Origin of the sequence: Bacteroides sp. 90-K9/2, assembly GCF_047310725.1 — a bacterium.
Lineage (GTDB): Bacteria > Bacteroidota > Bacteroidia > Bacteroidales > Bacteroidaceae > Bacteroides > Bacteroides vicugnae.
In genome coordinates, this window is sequence record NZ_JBCGVL010000004.1 from 300061 (window position 1) to 324296 (window position 24236).

Genomic DNA, 24236 nt, shown 5'->3' on the forward strand with positions numbered 1-24236 from the left:
ATGTTATAATTTGATGTTTCGAGTTATATTAGCTGATCTGTTCACTGGTTTTGCCGAATCGGCGTTCCCTTTGTTGATATTCCCAAATGGCTTTGTAGAGTTCTTCTTTGTTGAAGTCAGGCCAAAAAGTATCACAAAAATAAAGCTCCGAATAAGCGCATTGCCATAAGAGGTAATTGCTTAGCCGGATTTCTCCTCCCGTGCGGATCAGTAGATCCGGGTCGGGCATAAACTTAGTTTCCAGATGAGATGCGATGCATTCATCAGTTATTTGTTCGGGAGATATTTCTCCAGTTTTTATCAGTGTTGCTATTTGTCGTACAGCTTCGGTTATTTCCCAACGGGATGAATAACTAAGAGCTAATACCATACACATGCCACTATTTTGGGATGTGCGTTCTATGCATGATGCCAAACTTTTCTGAACTTCAACAGGTAACTTTTTGAAATCACCGATTACATTGAAGCGGATATTGTTTTTCATCAATGTCTCTTCTTCAATAGATTCTAGCAATAGATTCATCAGAGCCGCAATTTCGTCTTGCGGCCGATTCCAGTTCTCGGTTGAGAAGGTGTACAGTGTCAGGTACTTGATTCCCAAACGGGCGGCATCTTCGGTAATATTCTGTACCGTTTCTGCGCCAGCACGGTGACCATAAGTACGTTCTTCCCCTCGTTGTTTTGCCCATCGTCCGTTCCCATCCATAATGATGGCCACGTGTTGTGGTATCCGAGTTTTGTCTATTTGTTCTATATAGGACATCTTTTTATTTTAAACGTATACGTTTTTATTTGCCAGCTTTTGCCAAATCAAACCATAGCTGATTAAGACGGCCACGCCAAACTTCTGATTTATAAGAATAAGTATGGTGGTTCGTAGCTCGTGTACTATCGTCATCTTCTACTTCTTCATCAAAGCTAGCATTGCCTGCACTGAAAAGAATATAGATACTGTTGTTGTCTTTATTTACTACGGTTGAATAGCTTGTTCTACCCCTGAATTCCGGCTTCTCCGGACTTGGTTTAAAGTCTGACTCACTCCAATCCTGATAAGGTAGATAAAATTTCTTATTTGCCTTTTTCCATGCAATACCTGCTTCAGAAATATAGAAAGATTCAAATTTCTCTCCGAAAATATAGAACTTATTGTTATAATATATTATGGAAGGATTAGTCAATGCAGGACAACTTGTATCTACATTATTGGGTGGTAGTGGAATCCATATCTCTCCCATATATGCCCAAGGTACAATCGTTTCGGTTTCTCCAACAGTTGGTTGATCTTTATATTTACCGATTAACATGATACCTTCCTGGTTCGTAGCTGTTGTATAGGTAGTGTAGGAAATATTGCCAATCGGGAAGTCATCCGGTACTTCTTGAAGCTTCTTTTCTGCCTCTGCTATAGATGCGATTTCAGCGGTTGAATCAAATACTTTCTTGCCGTCATCAGTCTTGATATATGTTATTTTATTACTTAGTGGTGCCAGAAGCAAATTGACGTGATTGCCACTAAACAAATCTGACTCTAACCATGTTGTTCCGTCTGTAGACTCATATACCTTTCCGTCTTCTGTTGCAGATGTTGCATACAGTTTCTTCTTATATGATAAAATAGAAGAAGGGAGCTTGTCATCAAATTTAGATTTGCTGTCACTCACAACACTTGAGCTCCAATTCATCGTGTTACCTATTTGTGCACGATATACCATAAGGCTACCATTAACAACAGAATAAGTTAGGATATCATTTTCTAAAGCTACTGACTTTTGTTCTCCTGTGAGGTTAGCTTCGTCAATGTTCCCACAGTAATTCCATCTCAACGAATCAGGATCATGCCGATGTACATTTACCTTAATAGTATATTCCTTAGTCTGATTAGGAGATACTCCTGCCAAAGCTTCTGTCGACCATACCTTTATAATAAGTGGTTCTCGGAGATCAATAGAATCATTGATGTTTATGACAGAATCGTTACCGCTTTTGTCTTTCATTGTTACGACACCAGATGCCGTAGTTAATGTTTTGATTAAAATCTTGTCAATGATGGTGTCGGCATGAACAGGAAGAGAGTCTTCGTTATAAATTTCACGTGATAATTGATCAATAGTGAATTTATAACTCCCAAGGCCTGCTGTGTCAAGTTCAAACGCATGGATAGTTGCATCCGGGCTATATTCGATGTTATTATCGTCATCAAGACATGACGTTATAACAAATGACACCATGAAAAAACTCGCAATGAATGATAAAAACTTTATTCTCATTTGAAAGATTGTGTTTATTTACAAGTTGCAAAAATAGAAACATTTTTTCCGATAATGAACATTACAGGTAAGTTTTATATAAAATTATAGATAATAATACTGTTTTTATCGACGTAAAACCCCCTGAATAGAACTATCTTAGCTATATCCGGTGAACATAATGCCAAAATTGTCTTTCGAAGTGTTCTTCTATCGAATAACTATAATTATCGTTCATTTGGGGTGCTTTAACACCGGAATGTAGCCAGCTGGGGCACTTCTCGATATACGCCTCGTCCCATAGTTCATTATCGATGAATGATTGCAGCAATTGACTGCCTCCTTCTACCAGTAAGGATTGTATTTTCCGTTGATACAGTACCTCCATAATCTGCTCCAGTGGGTTATGATTGAAGTCGATGGAGATATATGTGATGTTGGTTCTTTCTGGCTGTTTCTTTTCAGTAAAGACTAATGTTGGCACATTTCCATCGAATATTTGTAAATCATTCGGAAGAGATAATGTGCGATCTAATACGATGCGTATTGGATGATGCCCATACCAGTTGCGTACCGTTAGCGACGGATTATCCAATAAAGCCGTTCGTCTGCCTACCATAATAGCATCGGCCTCCGCTCTTTTTTTATGTACTAGCATTGAAGTGAGAGGAGAGGAGAGTATCACAGGCATTCCACCTGTACGTTCTATGTCAATAAAATGATCGGCTGACTCTGCCCATTTTAACGTGATAAAAGGCCGATGAAGTGTATTGAAAGTAATAAAACGACGAATCAGCGATTGACATTCTTCCTCTAATATGCCGACTGTAACTTCCCGTCCGGCATCCAGTAATTTCTGAATTCCTCGTCCGGCTACTTCAGAAAAGGGGTCCTGACAGCCGATAACAATGCGTGGAATCTGTTTCTCTATAATCAGATCCGCACAAGGAGGCGTTTTCCCGTAGTGGGAGCAAGGTTCCAGACTGACATAAATCGTAGAATGTTTCAATAAAGACTCATCTTTGACAGAACGGATTGCATTGACCTCCGCATGTGCCTCTCCGCAACGAATGTGATAGCCTTCACCGATAATACGTCCGTTACATACGATAACAGCCCCTACCATCGGGTTTGGAGGCACATTGCATAACCCGTTCTTTGCAAGCTCAATGCAACGCCTCATGTATTTTTCTTCTTCCATTTTGGTGCTCTTCGCCATATTATTCTTACTTTTGCACTCCGAAATTGTGAAAATATGAATCGTATCACCGCTTACATTCGCCATTCTTTGCAGGAAATCTATCCGCCGGAAGAGATAAAAGCTCTTTCAATGCTGATTTGTTGCGACATGTTAGGCTTAGATGCGCTCGATATTTACATGGGCAAAGATATAATTTTATCCGAATGCAAACAGCGTGAATTAGAAAACATTATATTCCGTTTACAGAAAAATGAACCTATACAGTACATTCGCGGTTTTGCAGAGTTTTGTGGAAGGAATTTTAAGGTTGCTTCCGGCGTGTTAATCCCTCGGCCGGAGACCGCGGAACTCGTAGAGCTAATAGTAAAGGAGAACCCGAATGCACGTCGTTTGTTAGATATAGGTACAGGAAGCGGATGCATTGCGATCTCTCTGGATAAAAAACTTCCGGATGTAGCCGTAGAGGCTTGGGATATTTCGGAAGAAGCGTTGTCTATTGCCTGTAAAAACAATGAAAATTTAGAAGCCGGGGTGAGATTTCTGCAAAGAGATGTGCTGTCCGATGACTGGGAAAAAGTACCGTCTTTTGATGTGATCGTCAGTAATCCGCCTTATGTGACTGAAACGGAAAAGAACGAAATGGACGCTAATGTCCTTGAGTGGGAGCCGGGTTTGGCTTTGTTCGTTCCTGATGAGGACCCTTTACGGTTTTATAATCGTATAGCCTGTCTGGGAAGTGAATTGTTATTGCCGGGCGGAAAACTTTATTTTGAAATCAACCAGGCCTATGGCCGGGAAACAGCACACATACTTGAAATGAACCAATATCGTGATGTTCGTGTTATAAAAGACATATTTGGAAAAGATAGAATAGTTACAGCTAACCGATGAGTGCACAATTAACTGATGAAGAGGCTTTAAATCGCGTAGCCTCTTACTGCTCCACTGCCGAGCATTGCCGGGCAGAAATAAATGAGAAGTTACAACGTTGGGGGATTGCCTATGATACCATTGCGCGTATTCTTGACCGACTGGAATCAGAGAAGTTCATTGATGATGAACGTTTCTGCAGGGCTTTTGTGAATGACAAGTTCCGCTTTGCCAAGTGGGGGAAAATGAAAATAGTCCAAGGGCTTTACATGAAGAAAATCCCTTCTGATGTGGCATGGCGTTATCTGAATGAAATTGATGAAGAAGAATATCTTTCTATTCTGCGTGACTTGCTGACTTCCAAGCGGAAAAGTATCCATGCAGCAGACGATTACGAATTGAATGGAAAGCTGATGCGATTCGCTATGAGTCGTGGATTTGAATTGAAAGATATCAAGCGTTGTATTGACATTCCCGATGAAGAGGAACAAATTGACTGAAAAAATAAACGGATTCTTCTTTTTATTCTCATTCAATTTCTGTACTTTTGCGGCAAATAATTAATAGTTAGTTTAGTTATGAAAAACTTAGAGAGACTATTTGCGGAGAAACTGTTGAAGATTAAGGCTATTAAACTTCAACCCGCTAACCCTTTTACATGGGCTTCTGGATGGAAATCCCCCTTTTACTGTGACAACCGTAAAACTCTGTCCTATCCTTCTCTTCGTAATTTTGTGAAGATTGAAATTACACGTCTGATATTAGAACGATTCGGACAGGTGGATGCGATTGCTGGTGTGGCTACAGGCGCTATTCCGCAGGGAGCTTTGGTAGCTGATGCATTGAATCTGCCGTTCGTGTATGTTCGTTCTACCCCCAAAGATCATGGATTGGAAAACCTGATTGAAGGTGAACTTCGTCCGGGCATGAAAGTCGTAGTCGTAGAAGATTTGATTTCTACTGGTGGTAGTAGTTTGAAGGCTGTTGAAGCAATTCGTCGCGATGGTTGCGAAGTGATCGGTATGGTTGCAGCGTATACATACGGATTCCCGGTAGCTGAAGAGGCGTTCAAAAATGCGAAGGTGACTTTGGTAACATTGACCAATTATGAAGCAGTACTTGATGTCGCTCTTCGTACAGGCTATATTGAAGAAGAAGACATACAGACATTGAACGAATGGCGTAAAGACCCTGCTCATTGGGATGCTGGAAAATAAGATTCATTTTTTGATCAAACATATTTGGTAAAAAGAACTGTTCGGACAATATTTGGCCGGATTGTTCTTTTTTTGTTTTATACTAATAGAAATTTATGAGTAATTTTGAGAGTAGTGTCAAGGTAATACCTTACAGTCAGGAACGCGTATATAATAAACTTTCGGATTTGAGTAATCTGGAAGCTGTCAAAGATCGTTTACCGAAAGATAAGGTACAGGATTTGAGTTTTGATTCGGACACGTTAAGCTTTAGTGTCCCTCCTGTTGGGCAACTGACTTTGCAAATTGTAGAGCGTGATCCATGTAAATGTATAAAGTTGGCAACAACTAACTCTCCACTTCCCTTTAATATGTGGATTCAACTGGTTGAAACTGCAGAAGAAGAGTGCAAGGTGAAGGTGACTATCGGTATGGATCTTAATCCGTTTATGAAAGCAATGGTACAGAAACCTCTTCAGGAGGGTTTGGAGAAGATGGTTGATATGCTGGCAGTTATTGAATATTAAAAAACAAGTATTAAGTATTAGGTATTAAGTATTAACCGCAGTCACTTTGGCTCATGCTGTTGTGCTTAATACTTAATACTTAACACTTAATACTTAACACTTAATACTTAAACTTATTTTTTATGGCACAGAAACTTTGGGAGAAGTCCGTACAGGTGAATAAGGATATCGAACGTTTCACGGTAGGTCGTGATCGTGAGATGGATCTTTATTTGGCCAAGCATGATGTGCTCGGCTCTATGGCTCACATTACGATGCTTGAAAGTATCGGTTTGTTGACAAAAGAAGAACTGGAACAGTTGCTGGCAGAGTTGAAGAGTATTTATGCCTCGGCTGAAAAAGGTGAATTTATCATAGAAGACGGGGTGGAAGATGTACATTCACAGGTAGAACTGATGTTGACCCGTCGTTTGGGTGATATCGGAAAGAAAATACATAGTGGTCGTTCCAGAAATGATCAGGTCTTATTGGATTTGAAACTTTTTACCCGTACACAAATAAAAGAAGTTGCCGAAGCTGTAGAGCAACTTTTCCATGTACTGATTCGTCAGAGCGAACGATATAAAAACGTTTTGATGCCAGGGTATACCCACTTACAGATTGCAATGCCTTCTTCTTTTGGTTTGTGGTTTGGTGCCTATGCCGAGAGTCTCATGGACGATATGCTGTTTTTGCAGGCCGCATTTAAAATGTGTAATCGTAATCCATTAGGTTCTGCAGCAGGGTATGGTTCGTCCTTTCCTTTGAACCGGACAATGACAACCGACTTGCTTGGCTTTGATTCGATGAATTACAATGTTGTGTATGCTCAAATGGGGCGTGGGAAAATGGAACGTAATGTTGCTTTTGCATTGGCTACGATTGCCGGAACCATTTCCAAGTTAGCTTTTGATGCCTGCATGTTTAATAGCCAGAACTTTGGTTTCGTGAAATTGCCCGATGACTGTACCACGGGGTCCAGCATTATGCCCCATAAGAAGAATCCCGATGTTTTTGAACTGACACGTGCTAAATGTAATAAACTGCAATCGCTTCCTCAACAGATCATGATGATTGCGAATAATTTGCCTTCCGGCTATTTCCGTGATTTGCAGATTATAAAAGAAGTTTTCCTGCCTGCTTTTCAGGAATTGAAAGACTGTTTGCAGATGACAACTTACATCATGAATGAAATAAAGGTCAATGAGCATATCCTCGATGATGATAAATACCTCCTTATTTTTAGCGTGGAAGAAGTGAATCGTCTGGCGCGTGAAGGTATGCCTTTCCGTGATGCATATAAGAAGGTTGGTTTGGATATTGAAGCTGGAAAATTCTCTCATACAAAAGAAGTACACCATACTCATGAAGGTAGTATTGGCAACCTTTGCAATGCGGAAATCTCAGCATTGATGCAGCAAGTGATCGATGGATTCAACTTTTGTGGAATGGAGAAAGCGGAGAAAGCACTGCTTGGAAGATAAAATAAACTTTCGGAGGATAGTTTTTTAAACTTTCCTCCGAAAAGATTTGGCAGAAACAAGTAAACTGCTTATCTTTGCACCCGTTGAAAAAACGCGGAAATAGCTCAGTTGGTAGAGCATAACCTTGCCAAGGTTAGGGTCGCGAGTTCGAGTCTCGTTTTCCGCTCTTTCTTTGAAAGGATGCTCGAATGGTGGAATGGTAGACACGAAGGACTTAAAATCCTTTGGCCATTGCGGCTGTGCGGGTTCAAGTCCCGCTTCGAGTACGAGTATTCTTTATAGGCTTTATGAATCATTGATTCATAAAGCCTTTTTTATTTTTATGGGTGTGTAATCTACATTTGTTTTGTTTGAGGGAGCTTTGTAGTAATGGCTACTTGAAAAAATAAATCAAAAAACAGTAATAATATTTTTTTATTGTGTTATTAATCTTTTATTTTGCTTTCAGATTATAAGCTTGTAATAGATATTATATTAATCATTTCTTTAACCTTATACATGGTACATTTGATTTAACCGTTAACACTGAAAAATACTAGAGAGATGGAAAATAACGACAAGCAGATTGAATTAAAGTTTCAGAGGTTTTTTACTGTGAATTTTCCGAAAGTAAAAAACTTTGCTCAAATGCTGCTTAAATCGGAAAGTGATGCAGAAGATGTGGCTCAAGATGTTTTTTGTAAGCTTTGGCTGCAGCCGGAGTTATGGCTGAATAATGATAAAGAACTAGACAATTATATCTTTATAATGACTAGAAATATAGTTCTGAACATCTTTAAGCATCAACAGGTAGAGCAAGAATATCAGGCGGAGGTTATAGAAAAGACTTTTCTTTATGAATTGACAGAGAAAGAAGAGATCTTGAATAATGTATATTATAGGGAGATGCTGTTGATTATTCAGTTGACCTTGGAAAAGATGCCGAAACGTCGTCGGTTGATATTCGAACTTAGCCGTTTTCGAGGATTAAGCCATAAAGAAATAGCTGATAAACTCGATGTTTCTATTCGTACTATAGAGCATCAGGTTTATCTGGCATTGATCGAATTAAAGAAGGTACTCCTCTTTTTTATTTTTTTCTCCAATATTTTTAAGTAGTGTGTTCGTAGTAGTTGTATTTAGTGTATAAAGCCCAAAAAAGAAAGAAAAAGATTCATGAAAAATTATATTCAACAACTCATAGAATTGTTCGGCCATAACAACTATTCAGCCGATACACAGAAGAAAGTGCAACAGTGGTTGGCTGATGAGGAGCATGTTGATGAAAAGAATGAGGCTCTTCATGAGCTTTGGAAACAAGCAGAAGGACAGAGAGCACCTGATGGTATGCAACAATCAATACAACGAATGCGGCAGAATCTGGGAATGCAGTCTGCCACTTCGCAGAGAAATTACCAGTTACTTATATGGAGAGCTGCAGCTATTTTCTTGTTAGCTGTCTCATCCATTTCTATCTATCTGATGTTGGAAAAGGACCGACCAGAAAAAGATTTGGTTGAATGCTATATACCAACAGCCGAAACTCGTGAACTTACATTACCGGATGGTACACATGTCATGCTGAATTCAAAGAGTACACTACTATATCCGGAACAATTTACAGGAGAAACTAGAAGTGTATATTTGATTGGTGAGGCCAACTTTAAAGTGAAACCGGATAAGAAGCATCCTTTCATTGTAAAGGCGAATGATTATCAAGTTACAGCTTTGGGAACAGAGTTTAATGTAAATGCTTATCCTGACAGCAATGAATTAATTGCCACATTATTGGAAGGTCGTGTGAAAGTGGAATTTAATAATTTAATGTCAAATATTATTTTAAAGCCTAATGAACAGTTGGTCTATGACAAACATACGAAAGCGCACAATCTGCGGATGCCTGAGATAGATGATGTGACGGCATGGCAACGTGGGGAATTGGTTTTTAGTAATATGCATCTGGAGGATATTTTTACAAATCTTGAACGTAAATTTCCTTATGCCTTTGTATATAGCCTTCATAGTCTGAAAAAGAATACATATAGTTTCCGTTTCTCCAAACAGGCTAATTTGGAGGAAGTTATGAAGATTATATCGCAAGTTGTAGGAAATGTAAACTATGTTGTCAAGGGAAATAAGTGCTATGTAACTAGCAAAGAATAAATATATTGTAGAACCTTTTTTAATTTAATACGTAATGCAAAAAAATACCCGGAAGGAATGGCCGTTCCTCCCGGATATGAAATCAATTTCTTTTAATATTAGCGTAATATTGACGCTATTCTGAATGATCCTAGAATAATAACCAATTAACTAATACTAAAGATGCTACAAATCTACGAAAAAATAGCAGAAAAAATAGCTCATAAGCGGGTCTTTCTCACTTTTTTAAGTCTTATTCTTATACAGACTTTCGCTTTGGCTCAAAATGATAGTAAAATAACTATCCAGCAAAAGAACATCACTGTCATTGATGCCTTAAAGACTGTGGAAAAACAGTCCAAAAAGTCTATAAATTATAGTGATTCCGAATTAAAAGGAAAAGTAATAGCCCAGTTAAACTTGCAGAATGCATCCCTCGAAACCGCACTCGATACCATTTTAAAAGGGACAGGCTTTTCATTCCAGATTCAAGGTAACTACATCATAATAACTGAAAAGAAGCCTGTAGTTACGCAAACCCTTAAAAATATCAAAGGAAAGGTTACCGATGAAAGCGGTGAACCGTTGATTGGAGTAAATATATCTGTGGATGGTAGTTCTACAGGTACGATTACCGATTTCGATGGTAACTTTACGATCAAAGCGGCAGAAAAATCGATTCTCAAAGTATCTTATATCGGATATGCTACACAGACAATTCCTGTCTCCAAGAAAGATTTTTATCCGGTTGTAATGAAGCAGGATACCGAAGTGCTCGATGAAGTTGTTGTGACGGCATTGGGTATCAAACGCGCAGAAAAGGCGTTGTCTTACAATGTACAACAAGTCAAGGGAGATGCTTTGACTGCGGTAAAAGATGCTAACTTTGTAAACTCGTTGAACGGTAAGATAGCCGGAGTGAGTATTAATAAAAGCGCTAGTGGAGTTGGTGGTGCGACACGTGTTGTAATGCGTGGTGCAAAATCTATCGAAGGTGATAACAATGCTTTGTATGTGGTGGACGGTATTCCTTTGTTCAATACCAATATGGGAAATACCGACAGTGGTATTATGGGTGAAGGTAAGGCCGGAACAGAAGGAATCGCCGACTTCAATCCCGAAGATATTGAAAGCCTTTCTGTTTTGAGTGGTCCTTCGGCTGCCGCGCTGTATGGTAGTAGTGCTGCCAACGGTGTAATTTTGATTACCACTAAAAAAGGAAAAGAAGGAAAACTTTCAGTGCAGTTCTCTTCTTCTTCAGAGTTCAGCAAAGCTTATATGACTCCTGAGTTTCAAAATACGTATGGTAACAAAAAAGATATGTATGAAAGCTGGGGTGAGAAACTTTTGACTCCTACAAGTTATGATCCTAAGAAGGATTTCTTTAATACCGGAACAAACTTTATTAATTCAGTTACGTTGACCACCGGTACGAAATCGAATCAGACTTTTGCTTCTGTTTCTTCTACCAATTCCAAAGGTATTGTGCCTAATAATGAATATGAACGTTTGAATTTCACAATCCGTAATACGGCAACTTTCCTTAATGATAAATTACAACTTGATTTAGGTGCGTCGTATGTGAAACAGAAAGACAAGAATATGGTATCGCAAGGACAATATTGGAATCCGGTGATGGCCGCCTATTTGTTCCCTCGTGGTGAAGACTTTGATGGAATTAAGTCATTCGAGCATTTCGATGAAAGCCGTCAACTTCCGGTTCAGTATTGGCCGGTGGCAGATCCGGTATATGCTTCACAGAACCCTTACTGGACTGCTTATCGCAATGTAGCTACGAATGAAAAGAGTCGTTATATGTTCAACGTAGGGTTGACTTATAATATTACCGATTGGTTGAATGCGGCAGCCCGTTTCAGAATGGATGACACACATGTATTGTTTGAACGCAAGATTTACGCTTCATCCGACGATAAATTTGCGGAAGGCAAGAAAGGACTGTATGGATACAATAACTATGAAGACCGTCAGGAATATGCCGACTTTATGTTGAACGTAAATAAACATATAGCTGATTTCAGTATTTCTGCCAATGCGGGTTGGAACTATTCTAACTATTGGGCATTGGAGAGAGGATACAAAGGGACATTATTGGGAGTGCCCAATAAATTTGCAGCTTCTAATATCGATCCGGCTAATGGTCGTATTTCAGAAAAGGGTGGTGATAGTCGTGTACGTAATCATGCTGTTTTTGCCAATTTGGAACTTGGTTGGAAGAGTATGCTTTATTTGACGCTGACCGGACGTAATGACTGGAATTCACGTTTGGTGAATACCGATGAAGAATCTTTCTTCTATCCCTCAATCGGTCTGTCCGGGATTATTTCCGAGATGGTCAAATTGCCCGAATTTATCTCTTACCTGAAAGTTCGCGGTTCGTATACGGAAGTCGGTGCGCCTGTATCCCGTTCGGGACTGACTCCGGGTACGGTAACTACCCCTATTGTGGGTGGTGCATTAGATCCTACCGGTATCTATCCGTTTACAGATTTCAAGGCAGAACGTACAAAGTCATACGAATTTGGATTAAGTCTGAAGTTGTGGAATAAATTAAGTGCGGAGGTAACCTACTATCATTCTAATACATACAATCAGACCTTCTTGGGTGATCTTCCGGAATTTACCGGATACAAGCAGATTTATTTGCAGGCCGGTAATGTGGGAAATCGTGGTTGGGAGGCTTCATTAAGCTATTCCGATCAGTTTAAGTTCGGATTAGGAGTCTCTTCAACATTGACATTCTCTCGTAATATAAACGAGATTAAGGAGATGGTTGAAAACTATCATACGGATTTGATGGATGAACCGATTAATATTCCGGAGGTTTTGAAGGATGGTGGTCGTGTCATCTTGAAAGAAGGTGGAAGTATTCACGATATTTATGCCAACACCTTCTTAAAGAAAGACCACTTGGGATATGTTGAGGTAAAGAGCGATGGAACCTTTGGAATGGAAAAGGGGGAACCCGTTTATTTGGGAAAAACTTCTCCTGATTTCAATATGGGATGGAGTAATATGTTGACATACAAAGGCTTTGGGCTCGGATTCCAGATCAACGGACGTTTTGGTGGCGTGGTGACCTCTTCTACAGAGGCATTGCTCGATCGTTTCGGTGTGTCCAAACGTTCGGCTGAGGCTCGTGAAGCGGGAGGCGTATTGTTGAAGGGACAAGGTCTGGTAGACGCGAAGTCTTATTATCAGATGACAGGTACGGGAAATTATGAAACTTCCGGTTACTATGTATACAGTGCCACCAATATTCGTTTGCAAGAACTTACCTTTAGCTATACTATGCCTAATAAGTGGTTTGGTAACGTGTTGAAAGATGTTACAGTTTCGTTTATAGCCAACAATCCTTGGATGTTGTATTGCGAAGCTCCGTTCGATCCGGAACTGACTCCTTCCACTAGTACTTACGGACAAGGTAATGATTATTTTATGCAACCGAGTGTTCGTAGCTTTGGTTTCGGTATTAAATTTAAATTATAATACACCTTCTTTATTATGAGAAAAATGAATCAGTTTAAACTATTAGCGGTGATATGCGCAATGGCGCTATTTGCCTCATGCAATTTTGAAGAAATCAATACCAACCAATTTGAGATGAGCGACGGAGAAGGTGCGATGGATGGTTTTGAAGTCGGAGGGCTGATTACAGCTATGCAACGGACAGTGATTCCCGTAGGCACACAGGCTGATGATACAGATGTTATCAATGAATATCAAATAGCTTATCATCTATCGGCCGATAATTGGAGTGGATTTTTTGGCGAGAACAACAGTAACGGTTGGAACGCAGGTAGTAACAATACTACTTATTATTTGTTGGACAATTGGATAAAAGCGACCTATACACAGTCCTATACCAATGCTCTTGATCCTTGGAAGAAATTGAAAATAGCGTCCGAAAAAAATGGTACGCCCGAAGTCTTTGCTTTGGCTCAAATTCTGAAGATTTCCGCTTGGCACAAGACACTTGAAAGTTTCGGTCCGATGCCTTATTCTCATGCGGCGGACGCTACAATGAACATTCCATTCGATTCGGAGAAGGATGTTTATGAAGCTATGTTTCAGGATTTGACTGCTGCCATTGCCGTATTGACGGAAAAAGCTGAAAATGGGGTGAATGTGATGGGAGCTTATGATGCGGTATATGCCGGAGATGCTACTAAATGGGTGAAATACGGCAATTCGCTGATGCTTCGTTTGGCTATGCGTGTCCGCTTCGCTAATGCGGAACTGGCGAAAAAATATGCTACTCAAGCAGTAAATCATTCTATCGGTGTGATGACGGCTAAGGATGATGCGGCCCAAATGAGTCAAGGAGCAGGCATGACTTTCCGCAACAACATTGAATGGCTGGCAGGCAACTATAATGAAGCTCGTATGGGTTCTTCCATTTTTTCTTATCTGATGGGATATGAAGACCCGCGTTTGAGTGTTTATTTTTTGCCGATGGATGGTAATACCTCTTATGGTGTTGAGGCTTTCGACGGAAAAACATATCAAGCGGTGCCGGCAGGGCATGCCAATGCGCAGAATGATATCTACAAATCTTGCTCAAAGCCCAATATTCAAAGTGGGACTCCTACATATTGGCTGCGTGCGTCGGAAGTTTATTTTTTGCGTGCGGAAGCAGCTTTAGTCTGGGAAGGTTTCGGTAGTGCGGATTCATGGTATAAACAGGGCATTGATATGTCTTTTCAGGAGAATGGCGTGACCGATCCTGTAGATGATTATATGAATTCCAATTTGTCACCTCGGGCATTTGTGTTTTCCCATTATCAGTATGGGCAAACACTTTCTGCTCCGTGTGAGACTACTGCCAAGTTTGAAGGAACAACTGAGCAGAAGTTGGAAAAGATTATGATTCAGAAGTGGATTGCTTTGTTTCCTAACGGACAGGAAGCGTGGACGGAATGGAGAAGAACCGGTTATCCGAAGTTGAATGTCATTAAGACTTTGAAAGGAGCAGTGCAAGGCGCAACTCTTGAGGGCGGTATTCGCCGTATGATTTATCCCACCAGTTTTTCTCAGACTAACGAGGGAAAGGCTATCTATGAAGCAGCCTTGAAGTTGTTCAATAACGGTGCCGGTGGCGAAGATAGGTCTTCTACCCGTTTGTGGTGGGATTGTAAGAGATAACCTACATGTATCATTTTAATACAGATGAAAAATATGAAATCATTAAGAAAATTGTTATATATTATTCCATTGACAGGCATGATGGTAACTTCTTGCATGGATGTGGAGAATATTGAGATAGACCATATAGGCGGGTATGCCACAATGAACAATGCGGAGAGTGAGGCATATTATGCCAATCTGCGTGCCTATAAGGCGACTGCCTGGAATTACAATCGTCCCGTAGCTTTCGGATGGTATTCCAATTGGGCGCCTGCTGGAGCTTATCGAAGAGGATATCTTTCTGCTATGCCCGATAGTATGGATTTTGTTTCTATGTGGAGTGGCGCTCCAGGACGTTATGAAATCACTCCGGAGCAGAAAGCTGATAAAGAGTTTGTGCAAAAGGTGAAAGGAACGAAACTGTTGCAGGTAAGTCTGCTTTCTTATCTTGGTAAGGGTGCGACACCAAATTCGGTATACCTCGAAGTGGAAAAACAAGCGGAGGAAGAAGGCTGGTCGGCGGCTCAATTGGAAACAGCGAAGAAACAAGCCCGTTGGAAATATTGGGGATTTGAAGGTCAGTTTGAAAGTGAAAACCATTATGCATGTCTGGCGAAGTTTGCCAAAGCTCTGTGCGATTCTTTGTATGCAAACGAATGGGACGGTTATGATGTAGACTGGGAAATCGGTAGTGGTGTGTTTGATATGGATGGCACATTGAGTCAGAACAAGCATTTGATTCATTTGGTTAAAGAGATGAACAATTACATTGGCCCGAAAAGCGATCCGGAAGGTAAAGGACATAAAATGATCTGTATTGATGGAAATATTTATGGGCTTACCAGTGAATTGGATGAGTATGTCGATTATTGGATTATACAAAGTTATGGTAGTTCCAACCCCAATTTAGATGGTTATGGCGTTGATCCTAAGAAAATAATCTGTACTGAAAACTTTGAAAAGTATGCCACAAATGGAGGTCAATTGCTGAGACAGGCTGCTGCTATGCCGCGGAAAGGTTATAAAGGTGGAGTAGGAGCTTATCGCTTCGATAATGATTATGACAATACACCAAATTATAAATGGATGCGTCAGGCTATTCAAATCAATCAGCGGGTTTTCAATGAATGGAAAGCGAAACAAAACGAAGCGGAAAATAAACCGCAGGAATAAGTGGATTTATAAAATTCTAAAACAGTAAAAAGATGATGAATAAACATATATTCTATTATTTGATGGTAGGTAGTATGGCATTATTGTTGGGCGCTTGCAACGACAGCATGAATGACCTGCTGGAGCCTAAGGTTTATTTCGAAAGCAAGGAATATAATTTCTCGGTGGAAGATGAGATGGATGTAATGACATTTGATCTGGTTTCAAGACTCTCGTCAGCAACTTCCTCTCAGGTAGACGTATCATATAGTGTAGCCGAACCAAGTGTAGTAGACGAATACAATGCAAAGTATGGCACAAATTATGAGATGCTTGATGTTTCGCAGGTAAAGCTAAGCAGTACGACATCTTCTATTTCGAGTGGAAAATTGTATGCGAATAATGTAGAAGTCGAACTTTCCGGGTTAGAAGCCTTGAAAGCCGGGAACTCGTATGTTTTGCCTATGCGGGTACATTCGTCTTCGGTGTCGACTCTTTCCGGAACAAACATTGCATATTTCTTTTTCTCCAAACCGTTGAAAATTACCAAAGCTGGTAATTTCAGTAATCACTATATTTCTGTGAAGTTCCCTGTCGGTACTTTCTTCTCGTCATTCACTTACGAAGCATTGATTAATGTGGATTATTTCCTCGATAATAATACGATTATGGGAACCGAAGGTGTGATGATTCTCCGTATCGGTGATGCGGGAGGAGGAATTACTCCTAAAGATTATTTGGAAGTGGCCGGAGGACAGAACTACCGTGTAACGAAACCGTTGTTAACAAATCGTTGGTATCATGTAGCGTTGACTTATGATCAACCGACAGGAAAAACCGGCATTTATGTAAATGGTGAAAAATGGGCTGGTTCAGATTGGGGTATTGACGGTTTTGATCCGAATTCGGATATGGGTTTTTATATTGGTAGAATCTATGGTTTCAAATGGGGTGAACGTCCATTCCATGGTAAAATGAGTGAAGTCCGTGTTTGGAGTGTAGCCCGTACGGAAAATCAACTTAAGCAGAATATGCTAGGGGTTGACCCTGCTTCAGAAGGCTTGGCACTTTATTATAAACTAGACGGATCGGAGACTCAGGAAGGTGGAGTTATCAAAGATGCCACAGGGCGTATAAACGGTACTACAAATGGAATTACTATTAAGACGTTGGATGCTCCGATAGCTATTAATTAATGGAACACACAAATTTGTGAGAGTTTTGCTCTTTGCATTTTTGAATATGAGTGAAAGCCTGCTTACTGAAAAGATAATATTCTTTTGGTAAGCAGGTTTCTTTTATTTATGTTTGTTTTATGAAGAAGTTACTATTTATCCTGTTTATATCTTTTTCATCTAAATGTTTTTCTCAGTACATCAGAAGGGGATTTAATGCTGACGTGCAAATTATAATCAGCACCCCTTTTCTTCTTTATATGAAAAAGGAATTTTAGCCAAATTTAAATTTTCTCTAAAAAGTTTTCTTATTATAAGTAAAATGCATTCCTTTGCAACATTTAATACTTATGGATATACTGGCGAATGGCTCAAATCAACTTCAACTCGATATATACTGCTTATTATAGGAAAGCCTTCCTATTTACCTTGTCCTATGTCCATAATGACTTAGTAGCAGAAGATATTGTATCAGAAGCCATTATCCATTTATGGGAACTAAGTAAAGAACGGGAAATCCCAAGTGTTGAAGCGATCTTAATTACTTATATTCGCAGCAAATCACTCAATTACCTGAAACATATACAAGCACAGGAGAATGTTTTTCAAACTTTGCTTGATAAGGGACAGCGTGAATTGGAAATTCGTATATCAACATTGGAAGCCTGCGACCCAAAGGAAATATTATCAGAGGAATTACGGGCAAAAGTGCACGCATTACTGGAGAGTATGCCGGAAAAAACTCGTACTGCTTTCATCCGCGATCGCCTGGATGGAAAATCCCATAAAGAAATAGCCGAAGAACTGGGCATTAGTGTAAAAGGAGTAGAATATCATATCAGCAGAGCAGTTAAAATACTGCGTGATAATCTAAAAGATTATGCTCCATTCCTTTTCTTTTTCATCTGAAAAGAAGGAAAATACCTCCTTGCTTGCTATTTTTTTTAAGCAATAACAAAAAAAATCACATTTCTTACTAGGGAATCTCTTTAGTGAGTGGTATTCTTAATGAAAGGAGAATAATACCCCTATTCTCATTACTCATAAATTATTTATTATATGGATAAGGAATTACTATTAAAATATATTGCAGGCAAGGCATCTCAAAAGGAAAAGGAAGACGTTGCTACATGGATTGATGCGGATGCAGCCAATCTTAAAGAATTCATTTCTCTTCGTAAGAGTTATGATGCATTCATCTGGCAAGACACAGGCGCATTCTCAAAGAAGACAAAAAAGATAATTTCATTGCATCCTGTTACACAACGAATCTTGCGGATTGCGGCAGTGTTTGTCGTAGCTTTCGGATTAAGTTATGCAATGATACAGGTTCTCCAAAAAGAGGATATAGAAATGCAGACTGTTTATGTGCCAGCCGGACAACGCACATTCGTGACACTTGCTGACGGAACTACAGTATGGGTAAATGGAAAAAGTACATTGACTTTCCCGAGCCATTTCTCTTCCCGTACACGTACTGTGGAACTTGATGGAGAAGCCTATTTTGATGTCCGGAAAAATCCGGAAAAACAGTTCATAGTCTCTACCGCTCACCAGTCTGCCATAAAAGTTCTGGGTACAAAATTCAATGTAAAGGCATACAAAGAAGCAGATGAGGTAATTACTACTTTAGTTGAAGGGAAAGTTAATTTTGAATTCAACAATGCTAGTCAACAACCGCAGTATATTGTGATGGCTCCGGGACAGAAACTGGTCTATTATTCCCAGAATGGAAAGACGGAACTCTATACGACTTCCGGCGAGAGAGAACTTTCATGGAAAGATGGCAAAATAATTTTCCGTCAAACGTCATTACGGGATGCACTGGATATCTTGGAAGATAGATACAATGCCGAATTTGTCATACAGGAGAATGTACCTCATGACGACTCATTCTCCGGGACATTTACTAACCGGAATCTGGAACAGGTACTTAATTTTATCAGTGCCTCCTCGAAAGTTCGTTGGCGTTATCTGAATAATAACGCAGATGCCGGTAAAGAGAAAATAAAGATAGAGATATTTATTTAGTACTAAAAGATAAAAACCTTAATTCCCAAAAACTTATTGCCATGAAAAACAAAGATCCCTAGCAACCAAAAAAATACGGGATGATATTGGCCGTATCCTCCCGTATGAGCTTCAGTAATTGTGAACCTACTTGTTTCCCGACAAGTATAACTACCAATTTTCTAATTAAACTCGTTACAAATTTATGCAAAATTATTGTATCGTCCAATTTCTTGGAGGATTAAAGTCCTTTGAACGAACCTTTAAAGAAATATCATTGACTATGAAATTACTGTTTATACTTTTGATTTGTTCTGTTGGATTAGCATATGCGTCAGACGGATATGCACAAAAGACTTCTATTACTTTGCAAGTAAACGATTGCGCAATAGAAGAAGTGCTGCACAGGATTGAGCGTGAATCCGGATTCAGCTTTTTTATAAATAGCAAGAATCTAAATCTTAATCGCCGGGTATCGGTTTCTGTATCAAAAAAGAATATTTTTAAAGTGTTAGAGCAAGTCTTCGCAGGTGTGAATATCGAATATAAAATATTGGATAATAAGATTGTGTTGGCTGCAAAAGCAACAGAAAGTGTGCAACAGAAAAAAGAACGGCTTATTGTAGGCACGGTAAGCGACAAAAATGGCGAGCCATTAATCGGGGTTTCCATCATTGAAAAAAGTTCTGATAATGGAACTATTACCAATCTTGATGGTAGCTATCAGATTGTGACACAATCAGCTTCTCCCATTCTTGTATTTTCTTATGTAGGTTATAAAACAAAAGAAGTTCCTGTAAAAGAAAAAAATGTAAATGTAATTTTGGAAGACGCAACGCAAGAGTTGAATGAAGTAGTTGTTACGGCATTGGGCATTAAACGGTCAGAGAAAGCATTATCCTATAATGTGCAGCAATTGAACGGCGATGAACTAACTGCTGTAAAAGACGCCAACTTTATTTCTTCCCTGAATGGTAAAGTGGCAGGTGTTACTATCAATTCATCTAATACTACCGGTGGTGCTTCCCGCGTCGTGATGCGTGGTGTTAAGTCTATCACTTCGTCTAATCTTGCTCTTTACGTAATTGATGGGGTACCTATGTACAACATGATGAATGGTGGTGGCGGAGGTATCTATGACCAACAAGGTACAGACGGTGCCGCTGATATTAACCCGGAAGATATCGAATCTATCTCTATGTTGACAGGTCCTTCTGCAGCAGCCCTTTATGGAAATGCCGCTGCTGCCGGTGTTGTGCTGATAACTACAAAGAAAGGTTCTGTAGATAAGACCTCTGTTACAGTTTCTAACAACACTACTTTCTCAAAAGTGACTATGATGCCCGAGATGCAAAGTAAATATGGAAACTTACCTAACAGTTTGGACAGCTGGGGACCAGTGGTAAACAGTAGTTATAATCCACGCGATTTCTTCCGGACAGGAGCTAATGTTATCAATTCGTTTGCTTTGTCAACCGGTAATCAGAAGAACCAGTCTTATCTGTCGGCTTCTACTACTAACACGACAAATATCTTACCTAATAGTGGGTATAACCGTTATAACTTTACGGTGCGCAATACGACTAGTTTTTTGAAAGACAAGATGACGCTTGATGCAAGTGCAAGCTATATTCTTCAAAATGACAAGAATATGATGTCGCAAGGGTATAATTATAACCCTTTACCGGGACTTTACCGTTTCCCACGTAGTGAGAATTTTGATGATGTGCGTATGTTTGAACGCTACAATTCCGGTATGGACTTGATGGAACAATATTGGCCTTATGGAGGTATTTCAAGTGGACTTGCCAATCCTTATTGGATACAGAACCGCCAATTGCGTGAGAATAAAAAGACCCGCTACATGGTTAATGCTTCTCTTAAATATCAGATACTTGATTGGTTGGATGTTGTCGGACGTGTGAAAGTTGATAATTATGAGAATCGTAGTACTTACAAAGCGTATGCTTCTACAGGCAGCTTGGTGTCAGGTGACCGTGGAACATATAGTGACACATCTTCACAATCAAAGAACACCTATGCTGATGCGATTGCTACGATGAATAAGAATTTCAATGACTGGTCTGTAAATGTCAATCTAGGTGTTTCACTGAATGACAGCCGTTATGAAATGATTGGATATGATGGTGGCTTGAAGCTTATTAATTTCTTTGCTGTTCATAATCTTGATTTCAATAAAGCTTGGAAAGCCAAACAGGATGGATGGCATGACCAGACACGCGCTATATTCGCTAATGCAGAAATTGGTTGGAAATCGATGATTTATCTTACTGCTACTGGTCGTAATGACTGGGATTCAAGACTTGCTTTCTCCGATTACAAATCATTCTTCTACCCATCTATAGGTTTATCTGCCATCTTGACGAGCATGTTCAATGCTCCTGATTGGTTGTCATTCTTGAAAGTTCGTGGTTCGTATACAGAGGTTGGCAACTCATATGGACGTTTCATGACTACTATTACTTATCCGTATGATGAACAGACACAGAATTGGACCAGTGCTTCTTCTTATCCGAATACCAAACTAAAACCGGAACGTACTAAATCATGGGAAATAGGTTTGGATGCCCGGTTCCTCAATGACATTAGTTTTAATTTGACTTATTATCGTTCTAATACTTATAATCAGACATTCTATGCAGACTTGTCACTTTCTTCTGGATATTCTAATATTCCTATTCAGAGCGGAAATATAATGAATGAAGGTGTTGAGATGTCATTGGGCTATGACAAGCATTGGGGAGATTTCTCTTTCAATACTAACTATACACTGACTTGGAATAGGAATGAAGTGAAACGTCTGGCCGATGGTGCATATAACTATGCTACTGGTCAACCTATTCAGATGCCAGAATTGTCTCCGCTTACTTATGGAAATACAGATGCGCGTCTTATCTTGCGTGTCGGCGGCTCAATGGGAGACGTATATGGTCAACGCGTTCTTAAACGTGATTTGAATGGCTACATTCTCAATGAAGAAGGTACAGGTTTGTCTATGGAGAACAAAGAAACTTATCTGGGGTCTATTCTACCTAAGATGAACATGGGATGGAATCTTGGCTTTGGTTATAAAGGTATTAATTTGGGCATGACTTTCACAGGACGTTTTGGAGGTATTGTTATCAGTGAAACCCAATCTGTTCTTGATGCTGCGGGGGTATCTAAAGTTAGTGCAGATGTACGTGATGCAGGTGGTATACAAATCAATCAGACTAAAGTAGATGCACAAACCTATTTCCAGACTATTCAAGGTACTTCTGCTTACTATACATATAGTGCTACTAACGTACGACTCGGCGAACTCTCACTCAGTTATACATTACCTAAGAAATGCTTCAATAACAAAGTGGGAATGACTGTTGGTTTTGTAGGAAAGAATTTGTGGATGATTTACTGTAAGGCTCCTTTCGATCCGGAACTGACTACTTCGGCCTCGTCTAACTTCTATCAAGGATTTGATGCTTATATGCTTCCGAACACAAGAAATATCGGATTCAATGTAAAATTTCAGTTTTAAATAATAATAGGTATGAACAAGATAATAAAATATATTGGAGCAAGTGCAGTCGTATGCATAATGGCAGGGTGTACTACCAATTTTGAAGATTTTAATACGAATCCTTATCAACCGTCAAAAGTGCCGGCAAGTAACTTACTGTCAACGATGTTTAATGTATATGCTTGTCCACAGCAGAATGCTTGTCAGGAGATTAATTGTATGTGGGCTAGTTTTAGCGGACAAGTAACGGCAACGGCCAACTGGAGTTTTGGAACCAATATCTTTGCCTATTACAATGCATTAGATAAGCACAATGATAGCTCATGGGGAAGAATCTATGGCTATGTTTATCCTTCTTTCTTCCTAGTTGAAAACTCTACAGAAAAGAAAGGTGTTATTTATGCTATAGCACAGCTGACTCGTGTTTATGGTATGCAATTACTTGCTTCTCTGCAAGGTCCTATTCCTTATACACAGATGAAAGCTGGTGATACGGAAGCGCCTTATGATAACGAACAAACAGTTTGGCATGCCATGTTCGATGATTTGGACAATGCGATTACAATTTTGAAGTCTGCGGCTTCACTCGGCACCAATCAGGATTTAGCTGCTGTAGATCAATTCTACAAAGGGGACTGTACTAAATGGCTAAAATTTGCTAACACATTGAAACTAAGAATGGCTATTCGCATTTCGGGAAAAGAATCGGGCTATGCTCAAACGAAAGCGCAGGAAGCCGTACTTGATGGTGTGTTGGAAAGTGTGAGTGAAAGTTCTTATGATACCACTAACGGAGGTATTAATGAGAATGGATATGCTATTGTTAGTGGATGGCCTGAAGTTAGAGCTAATGCTTGTCTGGTATCCTATATGAATGGTTATAATGACCCACGTCGTCCTGCTTATTTTACTCCGCAAACTCAGACTGCTGTTGGTGGATATGTAGGTGTGCGTTCAGGATCGGCGGAAATTCCAGAACCTACCACATATTCAAACTATAGTAAGCTTTTTATTGCTACTGATAAAACATTGCCGCAACCGGTTATGTATGCTGCTGAAGCTGCCTTTCTGCGTGCAGAAGGTGCTTTGAAAGGATGGAGTATGGGGGGCGATGCAAAGACTTTCTATGAAAAGGGGATAAGACTCTCTTTTGAAGAGTTTGGTATATCAGGTGTAGATGCTTATTTGGCTGATGACACATCCGTTCCGGGGAATTATGAGGATAATTTAGTTAGTGGACACACTGGAAATAATTATACTAACCAATCGTCTGTCACTATTAAGTGGGATGAAAGTGCTGATCCTACGGAAAAACTAGAGAGGGTACTTACGCAGAAATGGATTGCTTGTTATCCGGATCCAATGAATGGTTGGGCTGATTTTCGTCGCACAGGGTATCCTAAGATTTTCCCGGCTACTAAATCTATGAATCCTGATTGTACTACGACACGTGGACAGCGTCGTATCCATTTCACCCTTAGTGAATACAATAATAATAAAGCGAATGTGGAAGCTGCTGTCGGTATGCTTAGTAATGGAAAAGACTCTAACGGAACCGATCTTTGGTGGGCTATGAAAGAGGATGGAACTTATTAACTGTTAAACTTAAA

Annotated in this window: 18 protein-coding genes and 2 tRNA genes; 17 read left to right on the forward strand and 3 right to left on the reverse strand. The window is 39.7% G+C overall.

Annotated elements, in window-relative coordinates:
* Positions 1-28: 28 nt before the first annotated feature.
* The 3 genes from AAHJ11_RS12320 to ribD form a co-directional block, all read right to left on the reverse strand.
* Positions 29-763 carry an isoprenyl transferase gene (locus tag AAHJ11_RS12320; protein WP_008997927.1) on the reverse strand — a complete coding sequence of 245 codons (735 nt, stop codon included), beginning with the start codon at positions 761-763 and terminating at the stop codon, positions 29-31.
* A 25-nt stretch (positions 764-788) separates the two neighbouring features.
* A complete protein-coding gene (locus AAHJ11_RS12325; RefSeq protein WP_320978845.1) occupies positions 789-2267 on the reverse strand; it encodes a DUF6242 domain-containing protein in 1479 nt (492 codons plus the stop codon).
* A gap of 142 nt (positions 2268-2409) precedes the next feature.
* Positions 2410-3465 carry a bifunctional diaminohydroxyphosphoribosylaminopyrimidine deaminase/5-amino-6-(5-phosphoribosylamino)uracil reductase RibD gene (gene ribD / locus AAHJ11_RS12330; RefSeq protein WP_148363959.1) on the reverse strand — a complete coding sequence of 352 codons (1056 nt, stop codon included), beginning with the start codon at positions 3463-3465 and terminating at the stop codon, positions 2410-2412.
* Between the two features lie 36 nt (positions 3466-3501).
* On the opposite strand from ribD, the gene prmC reads away from it, so the two are divergent.
* The 17 genes from prmC (at position 3502) to AAHJ11_RS12415 (ending at position 24222) form a co-directional block, all read left to right on the forward strand.
* Complete coding sequence (gene prmC, locus AAHJ11_RS12335; protein ID WP_148363958.1) at positions 3502-4338, forward strand: peptide chain release factor N(5)-glutamine methyltransferase; 837 nt, start codon at positions 3502-3504, stop codon at positions 4336-4338.
* Positions 4335-4817: a regulatory protein RecX gene (locus tag AAHJ11_RS12340; protein ID WP_320978844.1), complete on the forward strand. Its 483-nt coding sequence runs from the start codon at positions 4335-4337 to the stop codon at positions 4815-4817. The genes prmC and AAHJ11_RS12340 overlap by 4 nt, the downstream gene beginning before the upstream one ends.
* Positions 4818-4895: 78 nt before the next feature.
* Positions 4896-5534: an orotate phosphoribosyltransferase gene (pyrE, locus tag AAHJ11_RS12345; protein WP_004299787.1), complete on the forward strand. Its 639-nt coding sequence runs from the start codon at positions 4896-4898 to the stop codon at positions 5532-5534.
* A gap of 95 nt (positions 5535-5629) precedes the next feature.
* Complete coding sequence (locus tag AAHJ11_RS12350) at positions 5630-6040, forward strand: SRPBCC family protein (RefSeq protein WP_148363956.1); 411 nt, start codon at positions 5630-5632, stop codon at positions 6038-6040.
* A gap of 122 nt (positions 6041-6162) precedes the next feature.
* Complete coding sequence (gene argH / locus AAHJ11_RS12355) at positions 6163-7503, forward strand: argininosuccinate lyase (RefSeq protein ID WP_148363955.1); 1341 nt, start codon at positions 6163-6165, stop codon at positions 7501-7503.
* A 93-nt stretch (positions 7504-7596) separates the two neighbouring features.
* Positions 7597-7669: transfer RNA gene (locus AAHJ11_RS12360), tRNA-Gly, on the forward strand.
* Between the two features lie 16 nt (positions 7670-7685).
* Positions 7686-7769: transfer RNA gene (locus tag AAHJ11_RS12365), tRNA-Leu, on the forward strand.
* Positions 7770-8046: 277 nt separating this feature from the next.
* A complete protein-coding gene (locus AAHJ11_RS12370; protein WP_148363954.1) occupies positions 8047-8601 on the forward strand; it encodes an RNA polymerase sigma-70 factor in 555 nt (184 codons plus the stop codon).
* A 57-nt stretch (positions 8602-8658) separates the two neighbouring features.
* Complete coding sequence (locus AAHJ11_RS12375) at positions 8659-9645, forward strand: FecR family protein (protein ID WP_258979377.1); 987 nt, start codon at positions 8659-8661, stop codon at positions 9643-9645.
* A gap of 162 nt (positions 9646-9807) precedes the next feature.
* Positions 9808-13131 (forward strand): TonB-dependent receptor, encoded by a 3324-nt coding sequence (locus AAHJ11_RS12380; RefSeq protein WP_320974560.1) that lies wholly within the window; start codon positions 9808-9810, stop codon positions 13129-13131.
* 15 nt (positions 13132-13146) lie between these two features.
* A complete protein-coding gene (locus AAHJ11_RS12385) occupies positions 13147-14787 on the forward strand; it encodes a SusD/RagB family nutrient-binding outer membrane lipoprotein (protein ID WP_117935555.1) in 1641 nt (546 codons plus the stop codon).
* Between the two features lie 33 nt (positions 14788-14820).
* Positions 14821-15942 carry a glycoside hydrolase family 18 gene (locus tag AAHJ11_RS12390; RefSeq protein WP_217722896.1) on the forward strand — a complete coding sequence of 374 codons (1122 nt, stop codon included), beginning with the start codon at positions 14821-14823 and terminating at the stop codon, positions 15940-15942.
* A gap of 32 nt (positions 15943-15974) precedes the next feature.
* Positions 15975-17117, forward strand: coding sequence for a DUF1735 and LamG domain-containing protein (locus AAHJ11_RS12395; protein ID WP_148363950.1), 1143 nt, complete (start codon positions 15975-15977; stop codon positions 17115-17117).
* 345 nt (positions 17118-17462) lie between these two features.
* The gene (locus tag AAHJ11_RS12400) at positions 17463-18005 is read left to right on the forward strand and encodes an RNA polymerase sigma-70 factor (RefSeq protein WP_008997914.1); all 543 of its coding nucleotides are present in this window, start codon (positions 17463-17465) and stop codon (positions 18003-18005) included.
* Between the two features lie 150 nt (positions 18006-18155).
* On the forward strand, positions 18156-19127 hold the full coding sequence (locus AAHJ11_RS12405; RefSeq protein WP_320978843.1) for a FecR family protein: 972 nt from the start codon (positions 18156-18158) through the stop codon (positions 19125-19127).
* A gap of 262 nt (positions 19128-19389) precedes the next feature.
* Complete coding sequence (locus AAHJ11_RS12410) at positions 19390-22644, forward strand: SusC/RagA family TonB-linked outer membrane protein (protein ID WP_320974562.1); 3255 nt, start codon at positions 19390-19392, stop codon at positions 22642-22644.
* Between the two features lie 12 nt (positions 22645-22656).
* The gene (locus AAHJ11_RS12415) at positions 22657-24222 is read left to right on the forward strand and encodes a SusD/RagB family nutrient-binding outer membrane lipoprotein (RefSeq protein ID WP_148363947.1); all 1566 of its coding nucleotides are present in this window, start codon (positions 22657-22659) and stop codon (positions 24220-24222) included.
* The last annotated feature ends 14 nt before the right edge of the window (positions 24223-24236 follow it).